The sequence below is a fragment of the Labrys wisconsinensis genome (assembly GCF_030814995.1).
GTDB lineage: Bacteria > Pseudomonadota > Alphaproteobacteria > Rhizobiales > Labraceae > Labrys > Labrys wisconsinensis.
Map to the genome: position 1 here is coordinate 314,004 of NZ_JAUSVX010000005.1, position 15,491 is coordinate 329,494.

Here is a 15,491-nt window from a genome sequence, read left to right on the forward strand (position 1 = left end):
AATCCATAGTAATTCACTCAGATTGGTAACGGAAAGCCAACTGAGCGTCTTACACCATGGGCATCCTGCAGTGATCGTGGCTGCCCGCCCGACTGATCGCACCAGACGGCCTCGCTGCATCGCGTTACTTGGGCTGCTCTATCTGCCGGTAGACCGCTTCCACGATCGGCAGCAGGCGTTCCCGACTGGCCGCTGCCGAGAGAGCAAACCCAAGCCCATCGTCGATCCAGTAGAAAGCCGAAACGTTGCCTTCCCGGAGAAAGCGGTAGTCGGTTTCGCCCTTCTCGCCGTTACGCAGATATAGCGTGAGGCGTGTGCCGCGGTCGTCGTCATACATCAACTGCGCAGCGACGTCGTCAGCAGACGCAGGCAGCAATCTGCCACCCATCAAACGAAAGCCGAATCTGGTCAGATCAGGCGCCTTGATCGGCTTGCCGAGGCGGTTGGAAAGCCATTGCACCAAGTGATCCTGCTCGCTCGCCTTGACCTCAACCGGGTGGGTCGCATCGACAACGAAGGTTCGGTAGGCGGATATCGCGTCGCTGACCATGACCGGCTGCGCCGGATTCAATGTCGGCACATCGCCTCGTGCGATCCAGCCGATCGTGCCGCCCGCCACGAGAAGAAGCGCTGAGGCGGCCACCAGTCTGAACTGCTGGAATTGGCGGTGCCGCCGGCTTGCGCGGATATTCGATATGCGCAGGCGCGCAGGGATCGGTTCGCTGGCTTTCGCCGCCAACTGGTCGCGCAACGTCTCGCGCTGAGTGCGCCACGCCGCGCCTTGTGACGCCGCCTCCGGGTTTGCCTTCAGGTAGGCTTCGACGGCTTCCACCCGATCAGGAAGAATACGCCCGTCGACATAGGCGTGCAGATCATCCTCTCCGATCGGACTTTCGCGTGTGGTCATTTCACTCTCCGCAACACGGCGGTGCGGCCGGTTTCCAGATATTCCCGCAATTTCTCACGGCCACGACTCAGTCTCGACATCACCGTGCCGACGGGGAGCCCGAGAACGCGCGCTGCTTCATCGTAGGACAAGTCCTCGACACCAACGAGCAAGATCACTGACTTCTGATCTTCCGGCAGCGTATCCAGCCCGGCGAGGATGTCCCTGATCGCTGTGCTGCTGTCCGGCGCAGAATCGGAAGCCGCCGGCTCCACGATATCCTCCAGAGCAAAGTGCATCCCGCGTCTACGCTTTTGACGATAAATGTTGATGAACTGGTTACGCAGGATCGTAAGGAGCCATGCCTTGAGGTCGCCGTCGCGATGGCGCAAATGCCATCGCCTGACGGCCCGCTCCAGACAATCCTGGACCAGATCGTCCGCGGCATCATGCTGCCTTACCAGCGCATATGCGTAGCGCCGCAGGGCCGGAATGTGCTGCTCCAGAAGGATTGCCGTTTCGTCCAAGACCAGGCCTTTAGGTTGGATCGGCCGAACCGGTTTGCCCGGCCAATCCGGAATCCTCAATAGGTAGCGGCGGGATCGACCTGCCAGATTTCGTCTGCCAGCTTCCCGTCACGATACACCATCACGTAGCGAACCTTGACCGTGTTCTTGCCGGCGAACGCGACGTTGGCGGTCACCGTTGCCCCCTTGGGATTTGCCGCTTCGGCGATGGCCGCGATGGTGGCCTTTTGTTCGCCCTGGGCCTTGGTAAACTTGCCCCAGACCTCCTTGAGCTTGTCCGAGCCGGCATAGCTGCCGTCGAGCGGGCCGCCGACCCAATGCAACGTGGTACCGTCAGCATAGGCGGAGGTGATGGCAGTAACGTCCCCCTTGGCAATGTCGGCAATACGCGCCTTCGCCATGTCTTCCGCAGGACCTGCGAATGCGGTTCCGGCAAGCAGCATGAGCGCGGCAGTCGAAAGTAAGAGAGTCTTCACGGCAATCTCCTGTTGTTGTGTGTCAGCCTGCTGGAGACGCCGCTCGCCGGAAATTATTCCGGCATTGTTCGATTTCCGCTCACGTTATCGTGACGCCCGTTTTCGAACGTCCGCGGAATTTTCTCGTCGTTAAAGCGTCAGGGCGTGATCACAAGGGAGGAAAAGCATGTCCAGAGCGGTTCTTGTTGTTACGCTAGGCGCCGCGCTCGCCTTTGCGGGTGCGGTCTATGCCCACGACGGGCACATGCAGCACATGTCATCGGCGCAGGACTCAGCGACGGACCAATCGTTCGATGCGCAGATGGGGCGCGCGATGCAGCGCATGGACCGGGACATGTCGGTTCCGCCAAGCGGCAATTATGACCGCGATTTCGCGGCGATGATGATTCCGCACCACCAGGGCGCGGTCGACATGGCCCGCATCGAGTTGCGGTTCGGCAAGGATCCCGTGCTGCGGCGTCTGGCGCAGGCGATCATCGTCGAGCAACTCCAGGAAATCGACGTCATGAAACGTCAACTGCAACAGCCTCCCGTCGCGTCGTCACAGCCATCGCCTGCCTCAGGTCAACCCCATCACAAGGATTTCTGACATGAAAGCTCACCTCTCAGCCTGCATCCTGCTCGCAACGACGCTGTCCGCCTCGGCGGGGCAAGCTCCTGGGGCTGCCGACAAGCCGGACATCGCGGTCAGCGCGCGGGATCGCTTCTATACATCGGACCAGTTCTCCAACACGGTTTCGGTCATCGATCCCTCCAGCAACAAATTGCTCGGTGTCATCCGGCTCGGCGACCCGACGCCCGGCAATCTGAGCCCGCTTTACAAGGGCCAGTTGCTGGTTCACGGCATGGGCTTTTCGCCGGACCACAAGACGCTAGCGGCAATCTCGATCGGCTCGAACTCGGTCAGTTTCATCGATACGGCGACGAATGCTGTCAAGCATGTGAGCTACGTCGGCCGCTCGCCGCACGAAGCCTTCTTCACGCCGGACGGCAAGGAAGTGTGGGTCGCGGTGCGCGGCGAGAACTACATTTCGGTCCTGGACGGTAAGACCTTCAAGGAAACGACGCGGATCGAAGTGCCAAACGGACCGGGCATGACGATCTTCTCGCCCAACGGAAAGTACGGCTACGTCTGCTCAAGTTTCACTCCGGAGACCGTCGTCATTTCGACCGATAGCCACAAGATCGTCGGTCACGTCAAACAGGACAGCCCGTTCTGTCCGGACATCGCGGCAACGCCGGATGGCAAGCAGGTCTGGCTGACGTTGAAGGATGTCGGCAAGACTATGGTGTTCAACGCCAAGCCGCCATTTGGCGTGATCAAGACGCTCGATACCGGCCCGATCACCAACCACGTCAACATCGTCCGAAACACCAAGGGCCAATTTGCTTATGTGACCGTCGGCGGACTGAATGCAGTCAAGGTGTTCCGTACCGATACGTTCGAGCAGGTTGCGATGATCGAGACCGGTGCGCTGCCGCATGGTCTCTGGCCGTCCGGAGATGGCACGCGCGTTTACGTCGGACTTGAGAACGCCGATGCCGCCGCGGCGATCGATACGCTCGAGAACAAGGTTATCGCGACGATCCCGATCGGCCAGGCACCTCAGGGCGTGGCCTATGTTCCCAACGCCGTGCCATCGGGCGATGGAATGAGCAACTTGCAACCGCTTGCGGCAACCTCGGAATCAGCACAGCTCAAGCTCGGTGTGCCCGGCAGCAAGACTGCAACACAGGTGACGCTGTTCAATCAGGGATTGGTCCAGGTCGTGCAGGCCGCCGTCACAGGACTGGAGCCCAAGAAGGCGTACACGTTGGCGCTATCGGTCCAAGCCGATGGTAGTGGCACGCTGCAGCCACTGGCCGCGTTCATGACCAATCCGGCCGGCGCGGCCATCGTCAATACTGTCGGACCCATTCGGCAGGTTGTCGAAGCCAAGCAGGATGATGCGCGGCGGTATCTCGTGATCGCGTCGGGCTCGGCCCACGAACTCGGCGCCGCCGTCCAGATTCAAATGCCCTAAAAGCTGGCCGCATCCAAGAAAGTCGCGCTGCAATCATCCGCAGCGCGACGTCGCATCAAATACGATCGATCAGACGTCTCAGGGAAATCGACGAAAGCGCTGGAATCAGCTCTGCGAGTTTGCAGCGAATTGGGAACAGCACGATAGGTTTCGTATGTTTCCAGCCGAAGTGGAAAAGCGCGCCTTCGACGAAGGCGACATAGTCGTCGGAGACAGCGCCTTGAGCGATCGATCGGATGGGCAAAGGAACTGCCAAGGCGCTCGATCCGCTTCGTCGGGGCGCAGCGGGGATGTTCGATACGATGTCGAAGGTTTCGCAATGGTCATGAGCGAAGGGCGCAATACCGACGCGAGCGCCAGGCAACCAATTTACAGCACATTGTCGCGGAAGCGCTGTTTGCGCGGACCGACAAGTTTTGAATCATTCACGGCGAAATGGCGCGCCCGACACGATTCGAACGTGTGGCCTCCACCTTCGGAGGGTGGCGCTCTATCCAGCTGAGCTACGGGCGCATTTCACTTCGCTTAATCCCATCGACCTCTGGCGGTCAACGGATTCAAACACCTTCAACCGAGCCTCTCGTTCCAAGCGTCCAACGCGTCGTGCTGGTGCTCGCTACGCTACGCGCTTGTTCGCTGCATTTCTCTGAAAACTGCTTACGCGGTGCTTACGCGAAGAATTTTCCAGATAGGGCAGCTTACCGAGAGAACGTCAACCTACTGAATTTCGTCGTCTTTTCCCATTTCGTTCAAAACCAAACACACTTGACATCAGCCTTCGGAGGGCAACGCTCTATCCAGCTGAGCTACGGGTGCGGCGCGGCGCGAGGCCGTCTGGATGGGGCCTTCATAGCCGAGGACGGCGGGCGCGGCAATGGCCAAACGCCGCTCAGGCGAAGGTCTTGCGCGGGTCGAGCGCGTCGCGCACCGCCTCGCCGATGAAGATCATCAGCGCCATCATGCCGGCGATGACGAAGAAGCCGGTGATGCCGATCCAGGGCGCCTGCTGGGCGTTGTCGGCGGCCTGGCGCATCAGCTCGCCGAGCGAGGGCGAGCCGGGTGGCAGGCCGAAGCCGAGATAGTCGAGCGAGGTCAGGGTCGAGATGCCGGCATTGAGCACGAAGGGCATCATGGTCAGCGTCGCCACCGTGGCGTTGGGCAGGAGGTGCTTGCGGATGATGGCGAAGTTGCTGAGGCCGAGGGCGCGGGCCGCGCGCACATATTCGAAGTTGCGGGCGCGCAGGAACTCGGCGCGCACCACGCCCACCAGCGTCGTCCAGGAGAACAGGAGGAGGATGCCGAGCAGGAGCCAGAAGCTCGGCGCCAGCACGGCGGCGAGGATGATCAGGAGGTAGAGCGTCGGGATGCTGGTCCAGATCTCGATGGCGCGCTGGAAGATCAGGTCGGTCCAGCCGCCGAAATAACCCTGCACCGCGCCGGCGGCGACGCCGATGATCGAGGAGAGCACCGTGAGGATCAGGCCGAACACCACCGAGAGCCGGAAGCCGTAGATGACGCGGGCGATGAGGTCGCGGCCGTTGGCGTCGGTGCCGAGCCAGTTCCATTCCAGGTCCCGGCAGCCGGTGCCGCCGACGCGTGCCGCCGCCTCCTTGCAGTCCGCGTCGGACAGCGTCCAGGTCGGCGGCGAGGGGAAGGGCTTCGGCGCGTTCTTGTTGATGGTGTCGTAGGAATAACGGATCGGCGGCCAGAGCATGAAGCCGCCCTTGTCCTGGATCAGCTTGGTCAGATAGGGATCGCGGTAGTCCGCCTCGGTCTCGAAGTCGCCGCCGAACGTGGTCTCGGGATAGGCAGAGAAGACCGGCACATAGGTGTGACCGTCGTATTGCACCAGGAACGGCTTGTCGTTGGCGATGAACTCGGCGAACAGCGACAGGACGAACAGGATGCCGAAGACCCACAGCGAGACATAGCCGCGCCGGCTGGCCTTGAAGTTGCGCCAGCGGCGGCGGTTGAGCGGCGAGAGCACCCAGCGTCGGCGCGCGGCGGGATTGGGAGCGTCCATGCCTCAGGCCTCCCGCGCTTCGAAGTCGATGCGGGGGTCGATGATCATGTAGGTGAGATCGGAGATCAGGTTCACCAGGAGGCCGACCAGCGAGAAGATGTAGAGCGTGGCGAACACCACGGGATAGTCGCGGTCGAGCACCGAGGTGTAGCTGAGCAGGCCGAGTCCATCGAGGGAGAACACCTTCTCGATCAGCACGGCGCCGGTGAAGAAAGCGCCGATGAAGGCGGCGGGAAAGCCGGAGATGACGATCAGCATGGCGTTGCGGAAGACGTGGCCGTAGAGCACCTGGCGCTGGCTCAGGCCCTTCATCCGCGCGGTCAGCACATATTGCTTGCGGATCTCGTCGAGGAAGGAGTTCTTGGTCAACAGCGTCAGCGTGGCGAAGGCCGAGAGGCTGAGCGCGAACAGCGGCAGGGCGAGGTGCCAGGCATAGTCGGCCATGGCGCTGGGCGAGGCGATCCAGTCGTACCAGGGCATGTCGTCGTAGCGGCTCGACCACAGGCCCTTCAGCGGGAAGATCTGCCAGAAGGAGCCGCCGGCGAAGAAGACGATCATCAGGATGGCGAAGAGGAAGCCGGGAATGGCATAGCCGATGATGATGACGATGCTGGTCCAGGCGTCGAAGACCGAGCCCTCGCTCACCGCCTTGCGGATGCCGAGCGGGATGGAGATGAGATAGCTCAGCAGCGTCACCCACAGGCCCAGCGAGATGGAGACGGGCAGCTTCTGCTTGATCAGCTCGACCACCGACATCGACTTGAAATAGCTCTCGCCGAAATTGAAGGTGAGATAGTTCTTCATCATCAGGACGAAGCGCTCGGGCGCCGGCTTGTCGAAGCCGTACTGCTTCTCCAGGCTCTTGATGAAGGCCGGATCCAGCCCCTGGGCACCGCGATATTGCGAATTGACCTCGCCGCCGAAGTTCTGGCCCTGGCCGGCGAAGTCGCTGCCCGTGCCGCCCAGGCGGTCGCCGCCGCCGGCGCCGGTGAGCTGAGCGATCATGCGCTCCACCGGCCCGCCCGGCGCGAACTGGATGATGGCGAAGGAGATCAGCATGATGCCGAACAGCGTCGGCACGATGAGGAGCAGGCGGCGGACGATATAGGCGAGCATCGGCGGTCCTGGTTTGGCCCGAGCCTAGTCACTCCCGCGATTCAGGGGAAGGGTTTCGCGCCGGCGGCCGGGCGGGCTTCACTCGGCCCGGGCGGCGAGGTCTTCGACCAGAGCCGTGCGCCGGCCGACGATGCGTGGCTTGTCGCGCCCGCAGCGGAAGGCCGGCGCCTCCAGGTCGGCCAGGCGCCGTGCCGCGGCGTCCGGCGTGGCGGCGGCGTCGAGCCAGGCGAGCGGGCAGGCGGCATCGTCCTCCAGGCGCATCACCGCCAGCGCCGAGACGACCGTGCCCTGCGCGTCGCGGGAGAGCAGGCGCAGGACCGCGGCCTGCGGGCGGAGGCGGCCGCCGACGCGCGGGCCGCGCCATTCGATGCGCGGGCCGACCCCGTAGCCGGCGCCGACCTGTGGGCCTGCCGGGGCCACGGCGGAGCCGCGGGCGAGGGCGACGCCGACCGAGGTGCCGGGATAGGTCATGGTCACGCGCCAGCCGGCCGGGCCGGGGCAGCGCACCGTCACGGTTTCGTGCTCGTCCGGGACATGGGCCGGTGTGGTGCGGCAGAGCTTGCCGCCGGTCGCGGTGGTGACGGACGCGATGCCGGCGGCCGCCACCGGGCCGGCGGCGGCCAGGGCCAAGAGGCCGGCGGCGAGGAGGGTGCGCGGCGGATGGACGATGGACATGGAGCTTCCCCCGACGGAAGCTTCATCCTTTCGCCCGAGCTCCGGCCCGGCCGTGCCGGAGCGCACGCGGCGCTATTGCGCCGAGGCGACGCGCACCTGCTGGCCGAAGTCGAGGCCGTAGACGTCGTCGCGGAAATGGGCGGCCCCATCAGGCGTGACATAGGCGGTCATGTAGACCCAGTGCACCGGCACGCGGTCGGGCAGGGAGAGGTCCTTGCGCTGGCCCGTGGCGATCTCCTGGGCGATGCGCTTGGAGTCCCAGCCCGGGCCGAGCAGCCAGGCGGCGAGGTCGTTGACGCCCTGCACGCGCACGCAGCCATGGGAGAAGAAGCGGTCGGTGGCGCCGAACAGCTTCTTCGACGGCGTGTCGTGCATGTAGACCGCCTCCGAATTCGGCATCTGGATGCGCAGCTGCCCGAGGGCGTTGCCGAGGCCGGAGTTCTGGCGCAGCGTGTAGTTCAGCGCCTTGTCGCTCGACCAGTCGATGCTGGCCGGGTTCACTTCCTTGCCCGAGCCGTCGAGCACCTTCATGCCCTGGCGGGCGAGGTAGCTCGGGTCCTTGACCATGTGCGGGCCGATCTCCTTCTTGATGATCGACTGCGGCACGGTCCAGGTCGGGTTGACGTTGACGGCGCTGATGGTGGCGTCGACCTCGGGCGAGGCGTTCTGCGGCCGGCCGACCACGGCGACGTAGCGGCGCACCACTTGGCCGTTCTCGATGGCCTCGACCTGGGCGCTCGGCAGGTTCACCACCACGTAGCGCTGGGCGAAGTCGACGAAGCGGGCGCCGAGCCGCTCCATGTTGTGGCCGATCTGGATCAGGCGTTTCTCCACCGGCACGGCCATGGCGGCGCGCGTGCGGTCGTTCATGGCGCCGGTCGGCGCGATGCCGTTGCGCATCTGGTAGCGCTGCAGCGCCGTGGTCAGGGCCGCGTCCCAGCCATCACCGCGATCGTCGGCGGCAAGGTCGCCCTCCATGACCAGGCGCTGGCGCAGCAGCGCCACCGCCGGGCCCTTGGCGCCGCGGCCGAGAGTGGCGGGCGGAGCCGGCGGAAAGCCGCCGGACCGGGCGATCCTGGCGTAGAACTGCGACAGGCCGTTGAGGCGGTCGAGCGAGCCGGCGTCGAAGGTCGGCATGCCCGTCCAGGGCGTCACCGGCGGCGGCTGCGGCGTCGAGGCGGAGGCGACCGGGCGCGGGCGCCTCTTCTTCACCTCGGGCGTCGGCGCCGCGGGCGTGGCGGCCGCGGGCGCCGCGGAGAGCGGCGCGGCGGCCGGCGCACCCGAGAGCGGCGCCGGCGAGAGCAGGGGATCGGAGGCCGGTGTCTGGGCCAGGGCACTGGAGCAGAGAACAAAGATGGAGGCCGCCGCCAGGCAGAGCTTTGCGGATCGGAACACGGGTCCGGCCGGCAAAGCTCTGCCAAACCTTTGAGACTCTGCCGAATTTCCGAGGTCGCCCTGTGGGTGGAGCTCGGAAATTCTGCTTGGGGCAGTACGCATCAGGATCGCCATGCCAGAACCAATGCGGGCCAAAACCCGAAACCGAGTGAACGTTGACGCTGCGTCTATCACGAAAGTCGCCCGGCGGGGGAGAACGGATTGCCGCGGCGCGCGCGATTGACGCCGAGCGTTACCCGTTGACAACAACGCCGCCGCCGCGACGCTACATCCGGAACTCCTCGCCGAGATAGAGCCGCCGCGCATCCGGGTTCTCGATGATCTCCTGCGGCGCGCCCTGGGTCAGCACATGCCCGGTATGGATGATATAGGCGCGATCGATCAGCGACAGCGTCTCGCGCACATTGTGGTCGGTGATCAGGACGCCGATGCCGCGGGTGGTGAGGTGGCGCACCAGGTCCTGGATGTCGCCGACCGCGATCGGGTCGATGCCGGCGAAAGGCTCGTCCAGCAGCATGAAGGAGGGGCGGCTGGCGAGCGAGCGGGCGATCTCGACGCGCCGGCGCTCGCCGCCGGACAGGGCGATCGAGGGCGTGGCGCGCAGGCGCGTCAGCCCGAACTCGTCCAGGAGCTCGTCGAGCTGGCGCTCGCGCTCGTGGCGGTCCGGCTCGGAGATCTCGAGCACCGCGCGGATGTTCTGCTCGACGCTGAGGCCGCGGAAGATCGAGGCCTCCTGCGGGAGATAGCCGATGCCGAGCCGCGCCCGCCGATACATCGGCAGGCGGGTGACATCGTAGCCGTCGAGCTCGATGCGGCCATGGTCCGGCGGGATCAGCCCGGTGATCATGTAGAACACCGTGGTCTTGCCGGCGCCGTTCGGCCCGAGCAGGCCGACGGCCTCGCCGCGCCGCACGTCGAGGCTGACATCGGCCACCACCTGGCGCTTGCGGTAGCTCTTGGCGATCGAGCGGACGCTCAGCAGGCCATCGTCGTTCTGCAGATAGGCGTCGGGGTCGTCGACCTCCTCAGCCGCCTCGACGGCGCCCGCGGCGCTCCTGCTTCGTGCGAAAGGCAACCACGCCACGATATGCTCGGTCCCTGGACTGTCGACGCCGGCGCTCATAAGGCGCGGTTTCGGTGCAAATAAGGCGCGTGGGCAGAATGCCCACGCAGTGCCGGCTGCGCTCAGTTCGCCTTCGGCTTGTCCTGCTTGCTGGGCACGAACAGGCCGGTGGTGCCGCCCAGGACATGAGCGACGCCGGTCTTGAGGTCGACCACCAGCTGCTTGCCGCGAATGACGTTGGCGCCCTGGGTCAGCACCACGCCGCCGGTCAGCGTCGCCGTGTTGGCGATCATGTCGAACACGCCGTTCTCGCCGGTGGCCTTCTGGTCCTGGGAGGTGACGATGACGCCGCCATAGGCCTCGAGGCGCCTGATGCTGTTCGCCTGGCTGGGCGTGCCCGCAGCCGGCGGCGTCGGCGTCTGGCCGTTCTGGGCGTTGGCGGAATTGTCGTAGAACACCACGAGCTTGGGGGTGCGCAGGACCGATTCGCCCTGGGTGGCGACGACGTTGCCGGTGAAGATCGCCTTCTGGAGGTTCTGGTCGACCTCCAGCGCCTCGGAATTGACGTCGACCGGCTTGCCGTTGTCGGCCGAGAAGCCCTGGAACGGGTTCGCGGCCTTCTTGTTGGCCTGGGCGTCGGCAAAGCCGGGGACGCCGAGGGCCAGGGCCAAGGCCAGGGCGGCGAGGGTCGCCTTGCGCCCGTTCCGGGCCGGGGTCGCGATCGTGCTGGCGCTCATGGCGTCTGGTCCTGTGCTGGCGTGGCGTTGGCCGGCGGCCTGGGCTTCAGCTGGGTGTGGAAGGTCGACGTCACCCCGCCCTTGAACAGGATGGTCGCTCCGCCCTGGGTGATGTTGAGCGAGTCCGCCTGGATCACCCCGCTGGTGAGGTTGACCTTGACGTGCTCGTCGCTCTTCACCGTCCCCGCCTTGAAGTCGATGGTGGCACTCTTCATGTCGGCGGAATAGCCCCGGGTCGAGGTGACGCCGACCTGGTCGTGCAGGATGAGGATCTCGGCGTTCGAATCGAAGCGTCCGTTCAGCGAGCGGATCGTGGCGGTGGACTTGTCCTGCATGGTGATCACCGCCTCCAGATTGCTGAGGTCGATCAGGCCGGGTGCGGCGATGCGCTGGGACGCGGTCTTGGCGGTGACGTTGTAGGCCTCCTGGCGCTTGTTGAAGCCCGTGAGATGCGGCAGCTCCATGGTCAGCTTGTCGCCGGAGACGTCGAGCTTGCCGATGTTGACGTGCACTTCCTGAGCCCGGAAGGGATCGAGCCAGGCATAGAGCACGAAGGCGATCGTCCCGAGCAGGGCCAGCGCCGGCACCGCCACCTTGAGCGTGCGCACGACACGGCTGTGCCGCCGGGCGGCGTCGAACGCCACCTCGCGGCTGAACGGAGCGGATGGCGACATCCTCATCCGCGTATCGATCGTATCGACCACTTCCGAACCTCATGGCGGCACCCCGGCTGGGCCGCCGCCGTCATATTGCGACGCGGGGGCGCCGAGTCAACGGAGCTCACGCAACGGCAGGTTGCTGCCGGGGTCAGCTATGCGCGAAAATGTCGGTCTCGGCCCAGCCCTCGAGGTCCAGCAGCGCCCGCGCCGGCACGAAGTCGAAGCAGGCCTTGGCCAGCGCCGCGCGGCCCTCGCGGGCGAGCATGGCGTCGAGCTTCGCCTTGAGCTCGTGCAGGTGCAGCACGTCGGAAGCGGCATAGGCGAGCTGCGCTTCCGTGAGGTCTGCCGCGCCCCAATCCGACGATTGCTGTTGCTTGGAAAGCTCAACGCCCAAAAGTTCCCGCGCGAGGTCCTTGAGCCCGTGCCGATCGGTATAGGTGCGCACCAGCTTCGAGGCGATCTTGGTGCAGTAGATCGACCCCGTCATCACGCCGAAGGCATGATAGAGCACCGCGACGTCGAAGCGGGCGTAGTGGAAGATCTTGGTGACCGCCGGATCGGCCAGGAGCTGCTTGAGGTTGGGCGCGTCGCTGCCGCCGGCGGGGATCTGCACCACGTCGGCGCTGCCGTCGCCCGGGGAGAGCTGCACCACGCAGAGCCGGTCGCGGTGCGGGTTGAGGCCCAGCGTCTCGGTGTCGATGGCGGCGATGCCGCGATAGCGCTCGAGGCCCGGCAGGTCGCCGCGATGGAAACGGATGGTCAAGGTCGAAGCCCTCGTCGGGGTTGTCGAGGCTGGCAATAGAGCCGCGGACGGCGAGGAGCAAGCTTTTCGCGCGCCCGGCGGGCCTTTGAGATTCGGCAGAATTTCGGGGCCCGCCTCGCAGGCGGGTTTCGGAAATCCTGCCTGGGCGCGAAGGCGGCTGGCGCCGCGGCTGGTTTCGCGCCAGAACGCCGGCAGGACCACCGGGAGCATCGCGCCATGAGACAGGGATCAGGGTTTCTGGACCGCCCGCGCGCCGCTCGTCTCATGGCGGCGGCCGGCCTCGACGCCGTCGTGCTCTGCCAGCCGGAGAGCATCCACTACGCCACCGGCGCCTTCGCCGGCGTCGCCGCGTTCTGGCGCCGGGCCGGGGCCGCCTTCGTCGTGGTGCCGGCGGATGCCGCGGCGGCGCCGGCCGCGGTGGTCGGCGACCTCCAGGCCGCGGATTTTGCGGCGCGCTCCGGCATCGCCGATGTGCGCACCCATCCGATCTGGGTCGAGGTCTCGAGCCTGGACGATCCGGCGGCGCCCGATGTCGCCGCCGCCATCGCCCGCGCCGACCGGGCGGCCGGCCGGCCCGAGGGCTTCGCCCGGCCCGGCACCTACGATCCCCGGCTCTCCCTGGCCGAGCTCGCCGGCATCCTGGCCGAGCGCGGCCTCGCCGGCGGGCGGATCGGCCTGGAGCTCGGCTTCGTGCCGGCGGCGGACCTTCCCGCCTTCGAGGCGGCGCTGCCCGGGGTGCGCTGGGTCGACGCCTCGCCCCTGGTGGCGCGGCTGCGCATGGTCAAGCATCCCGACGAGATCGCGCGGCTGCGGCTGGCGGCCGACCTCTCCCTGGCCGGGATGGGCGAACTGCTCGGGCAGCTGCGCGGAGGGCTCGACGCTGCCGCGATGACGGCGCTCTGGCGCGCCGGCGTGGCCGCCGCGGCGCGCGGCCGGGGCGTGGCCGGGCCGCAGTCGGACTGGGCCTATATTGCGGTCGGCCCGGACGGGTTCGCGCCGGGCGGGCCGGCGCGCGCCGGGGACGTGGTCAAGATCGACGTCGGCTGCGTCGTCGCCGGCTACAGCTCGGACGGCGCGAGGACGGCGGTGATCGGCCGGGCGAGCCGGGCGCAGCGCCAGGTCTTCGACGCGCTGCACCGCGCCTTCGACGCCGGACTGGCAGCCCTGCGGCCGGGCCGGCCGCTGCGCGAGGCCCACGCCGCGGCGACGGCGGCCATGCACGCGGCCGGCTTCACCAGCTATTCGCGCGGCCATTTCGGCCACAGCGTCGGCGCCAGCATCTGGAGCGAGGAATGGCCGTTCATCGCGGCCGATTGCGACGTGCCGCTGGAGCCGGGCATGGCGATCGCCTTCGAGGCGCCCTATTACGTCAGAGGGCTCGGCGGCTTCATCGTCGAGGACCAGTTCCTGGTCGGCGAGACCGGCCTGGAGCCGATGGGCCTGCTCGGGCGCGATCTGTTCGAGACGGGGTGAAAGACGTCGCATTTGCGCATGGACACGCTCCGGGCGCCGAGTCACAGTCGGTGCCGTCCGCTGGAGACGCCTGCGATGCCGATGCGATCCCTCCGCCGCCTGGCCATGGCCAGCCTCTTCGTCGCAGGCCTCGTCACCGGAGCCCACGCCGCCACGCCCAAGGACACGCTGGTCCAGGGCTGGCATATCGACGACATCATCTCGCTCGATCCGGCCGAGATCTTCGAGATCTCCACGTCCGAGATCTCCGGCAACACCTATGAGCGGCTGATCGGCTACGACCTCAAGGACGTCTCGAAGATCTTCGGCGTGGTGGCCGAGTCCTGGACCGTCTCCGACGACGGCAAGACCATCAGCTTCAAGATCCGCGAAGGCCGCAAATTCGCCTCCGGCAATCCGATCACCGCGGACGATGTGGTGTTCTCGCTGCAGCGCGCCGTGCTGCTCGACAAGTCGCCGGCCTTCATCATCGGCCAGTTCGGCCTGACCAAGGACAACGTCAAGGACAAGATCAGGAAGACGGGCGACTATGCCTTCACCTTCGAGATGGACAAGCCCTATGCCCCGAGCTTCGTTCTCTACTGCCTGACCTCCTCGGTCGCTTCGATCGTCGACAAGACGCTGGTGCTGCAGCACGAGGCCGACGGCGACCTCGGCTATGGCTGGCTGAAGACCCATTATGCCGGCTCGGGTCCCTTCATCCTGCGCGACTGGCGCGCCAACGAGGCGGTGGTGCTCGAGCGCAACCCGAACTATTCCGGCACGCCCGCCCCGCTCGCCCGCGTCATCTACCGCCATATCGCCGAGGCGGCGACGCAGCGCCTGCTCCTGGAGAAGGGCGACATCGACATCGCCCGCAACCTCCAGCCCGAGGAGATCGCCGCCCTGTCGGGCAAGCCCGACTACACCATCGAGAAGGCACCGAAGGGCACGCTGTATTATTTCAGCCTGAACCAGAAGAACCCGATCCTGGCCAAGCCGCAGGTGCGCCAGGCCTTCAAGTACCTGGTCGACTATGCCGCCATCGGCGACACCATCATGAAGACCGAGGGCGTGGTGCACCAGGCCTTCCTGCCCAGCGGCTTCCTGGGTGCGGTCAACGACAACCCCTTCAGCTTCGACCTCGCCAAGGCCAAGGCCCTGCTGGCCGAGGCCGGCGTGCCGGACGGCTTCAAGGTGACGATGGACGTGCGCAACAACCAGCCGACGACCGGGCTCGCCGAGGCGATCCAGGCCTCGCTCGCCAAGGCCGGCATCCAGCTGGAGATCATTCCCGGCGACGGCAAGCAGACGCTGACCAAGTACCGTGCCCGCCAGCACGACATCTATATCGGCATCTGGGGCTCGGATTATCAGGACCCCCACTCCAACGCCCAGACCTTCGCCTCCAACCCCGACAATTCCGACGAGGGCAAGTTCAAGACGCTGGCCTGGCGCAACGCCTGGGCCACGCCCGAGCTCAACAAGGAGACCGAGGCGGCGATCCTGGAGCGCGACTCGGCCAAGCGCGCCGCGCTCTACGAGACGCTCCAGAAGGAGATCATGGACACCAGCCCCTTCGTCATCATGTACCAGCAGACCGAGACCGCGGTGGTGCGCGCCAACGTCAAGGACTTCATCATGGGGCCGTCCTACGACAACAACTACGTGACCACCACCAGCAAGCAATAGGCT

At 66.1% G+C, this 15,491-nt stretch carries 16 protein-coding genes and 1 tRNA gene; 4 read left to right on the forward strand and 13 right to left on the reverse strand.

All coding sequences use genetic code 11. The features are described from left to right. Nucleotides 1-124: 124 nt before the first annotated feature. From QO011_RS16160 to QO011_RS16170, 3 genes are read right to left on the reverse strand one after another with little or no spacing between them, the layout of a single operon-like run. Nucleotides 125-907 carry an anti-sigma factor family protein gene (locus tag QO011_RS16160; RefSeq protein WP_307273893.1) on the reverse strand — a complete coding sequence of 261 codons (783 nt, stop codon included), beginning with the start codon at nucleotides 905-907 and terminating at the stop codon, nucleotides 125-127. Further along, nucleotides 904-1,413: an RNA polymerase sigma factor gene (locus QO011_RS16165; protein ID WP_307273896.1), complete on the reverse strand. Its 510-nt coding sequence runs from the start codon at nucleotides 1,411-1,413 to the stop codon at nucleotides 904-906. The genes QO011_RS16160 and QO011_RS16165 overlap by 4 nt, the downstream gene beginning before the upstream one ends. Before the next feature lie 56 nt (nucleotides 1,414-1,469). Beyond that, on the reverse strand, nucleotides 1,470-1,856 hold the full coding sequence (locus QO011_RS16170; protein WP_370881971.1) for a nuclear transport factor 2 family protein: 387 nt from the start codon (nucleotides 1,854-1,856) through the stop codon (nucleotides 1,470-1,472). Between the two features lie 199 nt (nucleotides 1,857-2,055). Here QO011_RS16170 and copM point away from each other — a divergent pair, with 199 nt between their 5' ends. Together copM and QO011_RS16180 are read left to right on the forward strand one after the other, a co-directional pair. Further along, on the forward strand, nucleotides 2,056-2,478 hold the full coding sequence (copM, locus tag QO011_RS16175; RefSeq protein WP_307273898.1) for a CopM family metallochaperone: 423 nt from the start codon (nucleotides 2,056-2,058) through the stop codon (nucleotides 2,476-2,478). 1 nt (nucleotide 2,479) lies between these two features. Continuing rightward, nucleotides 2,480-3,913 (forward strand): YncE family protein, encoded by a 1,434-nt coding sequence (locus QO011_RS16180; protein ID WP_307273899.1) that lies wholly within the window; start codon nucleotides 2,480-2,482, stop codon nucleotides 3,911-3,913. Between the two features lie 55 nt (nucleotides 3,914-3,968). Here QO011_RS16180 and QO011_RS16185 read toward each other — a convergent pair whose 3' ends face one another. The 10 genes from QO011_RS16185 to QO011_RS16230 form a co-directional block, all read right to left on the reverse strand. Further along, entirely contained in the window at nucleotides 3,969-4,169 is a 201-nt protein-coding gene (locus QO011_RS16185; protein ID WP_307273901.1) for a hypothetical protein, read from the reverse strand. 180 nt (nucleotides 4,170-4,349) lie between these two features. Next, nucleotides 4,350-4,426, reverse strand: a tRNA-Arg gene (locus tag QO011_RS16190). 376 nt (nucleotides 4,427-4,802) lie between these two features. Continuing rightward, nucleotides 4,803-5,936, reverse strand: a complete 1,134-nt coding sequence (locus QO011_RS16195) for an ABC transporter permease (RefSeq protein WP_307273903.1) — start codon at nucleotides 5,934-5,936, stop codon at nucleotides 4,803-4,805. A 3-nt stretch (nucleotides 5,937-5,939) separates the two neighbouring features. Then, a complete protein-coding gene (locus tag QO011_RS16200) occupies nucleotides 5,940-7,052 on the reverse strand; it encodes a microcin C ABC transporter permease YejB (RefSeq protein WP_307273905.1) in 1,113 nt (370 codons plus the stop codon). A 78-nt stretch (nucleotides 7,053-7,130) separates the two neighbouring features. Further along, a complete protein-coding gene (locus tag QO011_RS16205) occupies nucleotides 7,131-7,727 on the reverse strand; it encodes a hypothetical protein (protein WP_307273908.1) in 597 nt (198 codons plus the stop codon). A gap of 72 nt (nucleotides 7,728-7,799) precedes the next feature. After that, complete coding sequence (locus QO011_RS16210) at nucleotides 7,800-9,122, reverse strand: L,D-transpeptidase family protein (RefSeq protein WP_307273911.1); 1,323 nt, start codon at nucleotides 9,120-9,122, stop codon at nucleotides 7,800-7,802. A gap of 265 nt (nucleotides 9,123-9,387) precedes the next feature. After that, entirely contained in the window at nucleotides 9,388-10,311 is a 924-nt protein-coding gene (gene lptB, locus QO011_RS16215; protein ID WP_307274241.1) for an LPS export ABC transporter ATP-binding protein, read from the reverse strand. Continuing rightward, complete coding sequence (locus tag QO011_RS16220) at nucleotides 10,308-10,922, reverse strand: LptA/OstA family protein (RefSeq protein ID WP_307273913.1); 615 nt, start codon at nucleotides 10,920-10,922, stop codon at nucleotides 10,308-10,310. The genes lptB and QO011_RS16220 overlap by 4 nt, the downstream gene beginning before the upstream one ends. Beyond that, a complete protein-coding gene (gene lptC / locus QO011_RS16225) occupies nucleotides 10,919-11,602 on the reverse strand; it encodes an LPS export ABC transporter periplasmic protein LptC (protein ID WP_307273915.1) in 684 nt (227 codons plus the stop codon). Before lptC ends, QO011_RS16220 begins: the two co-directional genes overlap by 4 nt. Before the next feature lie 127 nt (nucleotides 11,603-11,729). Beyond that, a complete protein-coding gene (locus tag QO011_RS16230; RefSeq protein WP_307273917.1) occupies nucleotides 11,730-12,344 on the reverse strand; it encodes a ribonuclease D in 615 nt (204 codons plus the stop codon). A 216-nt stretch (nucleotides 12,345-12,560) separates the two neighbouring features. Here QO011_RS16230 and QO011_RS16235 point away from each other — a divergent pair, with 216 nt between their 5' ends. Beyond that, on the forward strand, nucleotides 12,561-13,817 hold the full coding sequence (locus QO011_RS16235; RefSeq protein ID WP_307273920.1) for a M24 family metallopeptidase: 1,257 nt from the start codon (nucleotides 12,561-12,563) through the stop codon (nucleotides 13,815-13,817). A gap of 75 nt (nucleotides 13,818-13,892) precedes the next feature. After that, entirely contained in the window at nucleotides 13,893-15,488 is a 1,596-nt protein-coding gene (locus tag QO011_RS16240; RefSeq protein ID WP_370881964.1) for an ABC transporter substrate-binding protein, read from the forward strand. Nucleotides 15,489-15,491: the final 3 nt, after the last annotated feature.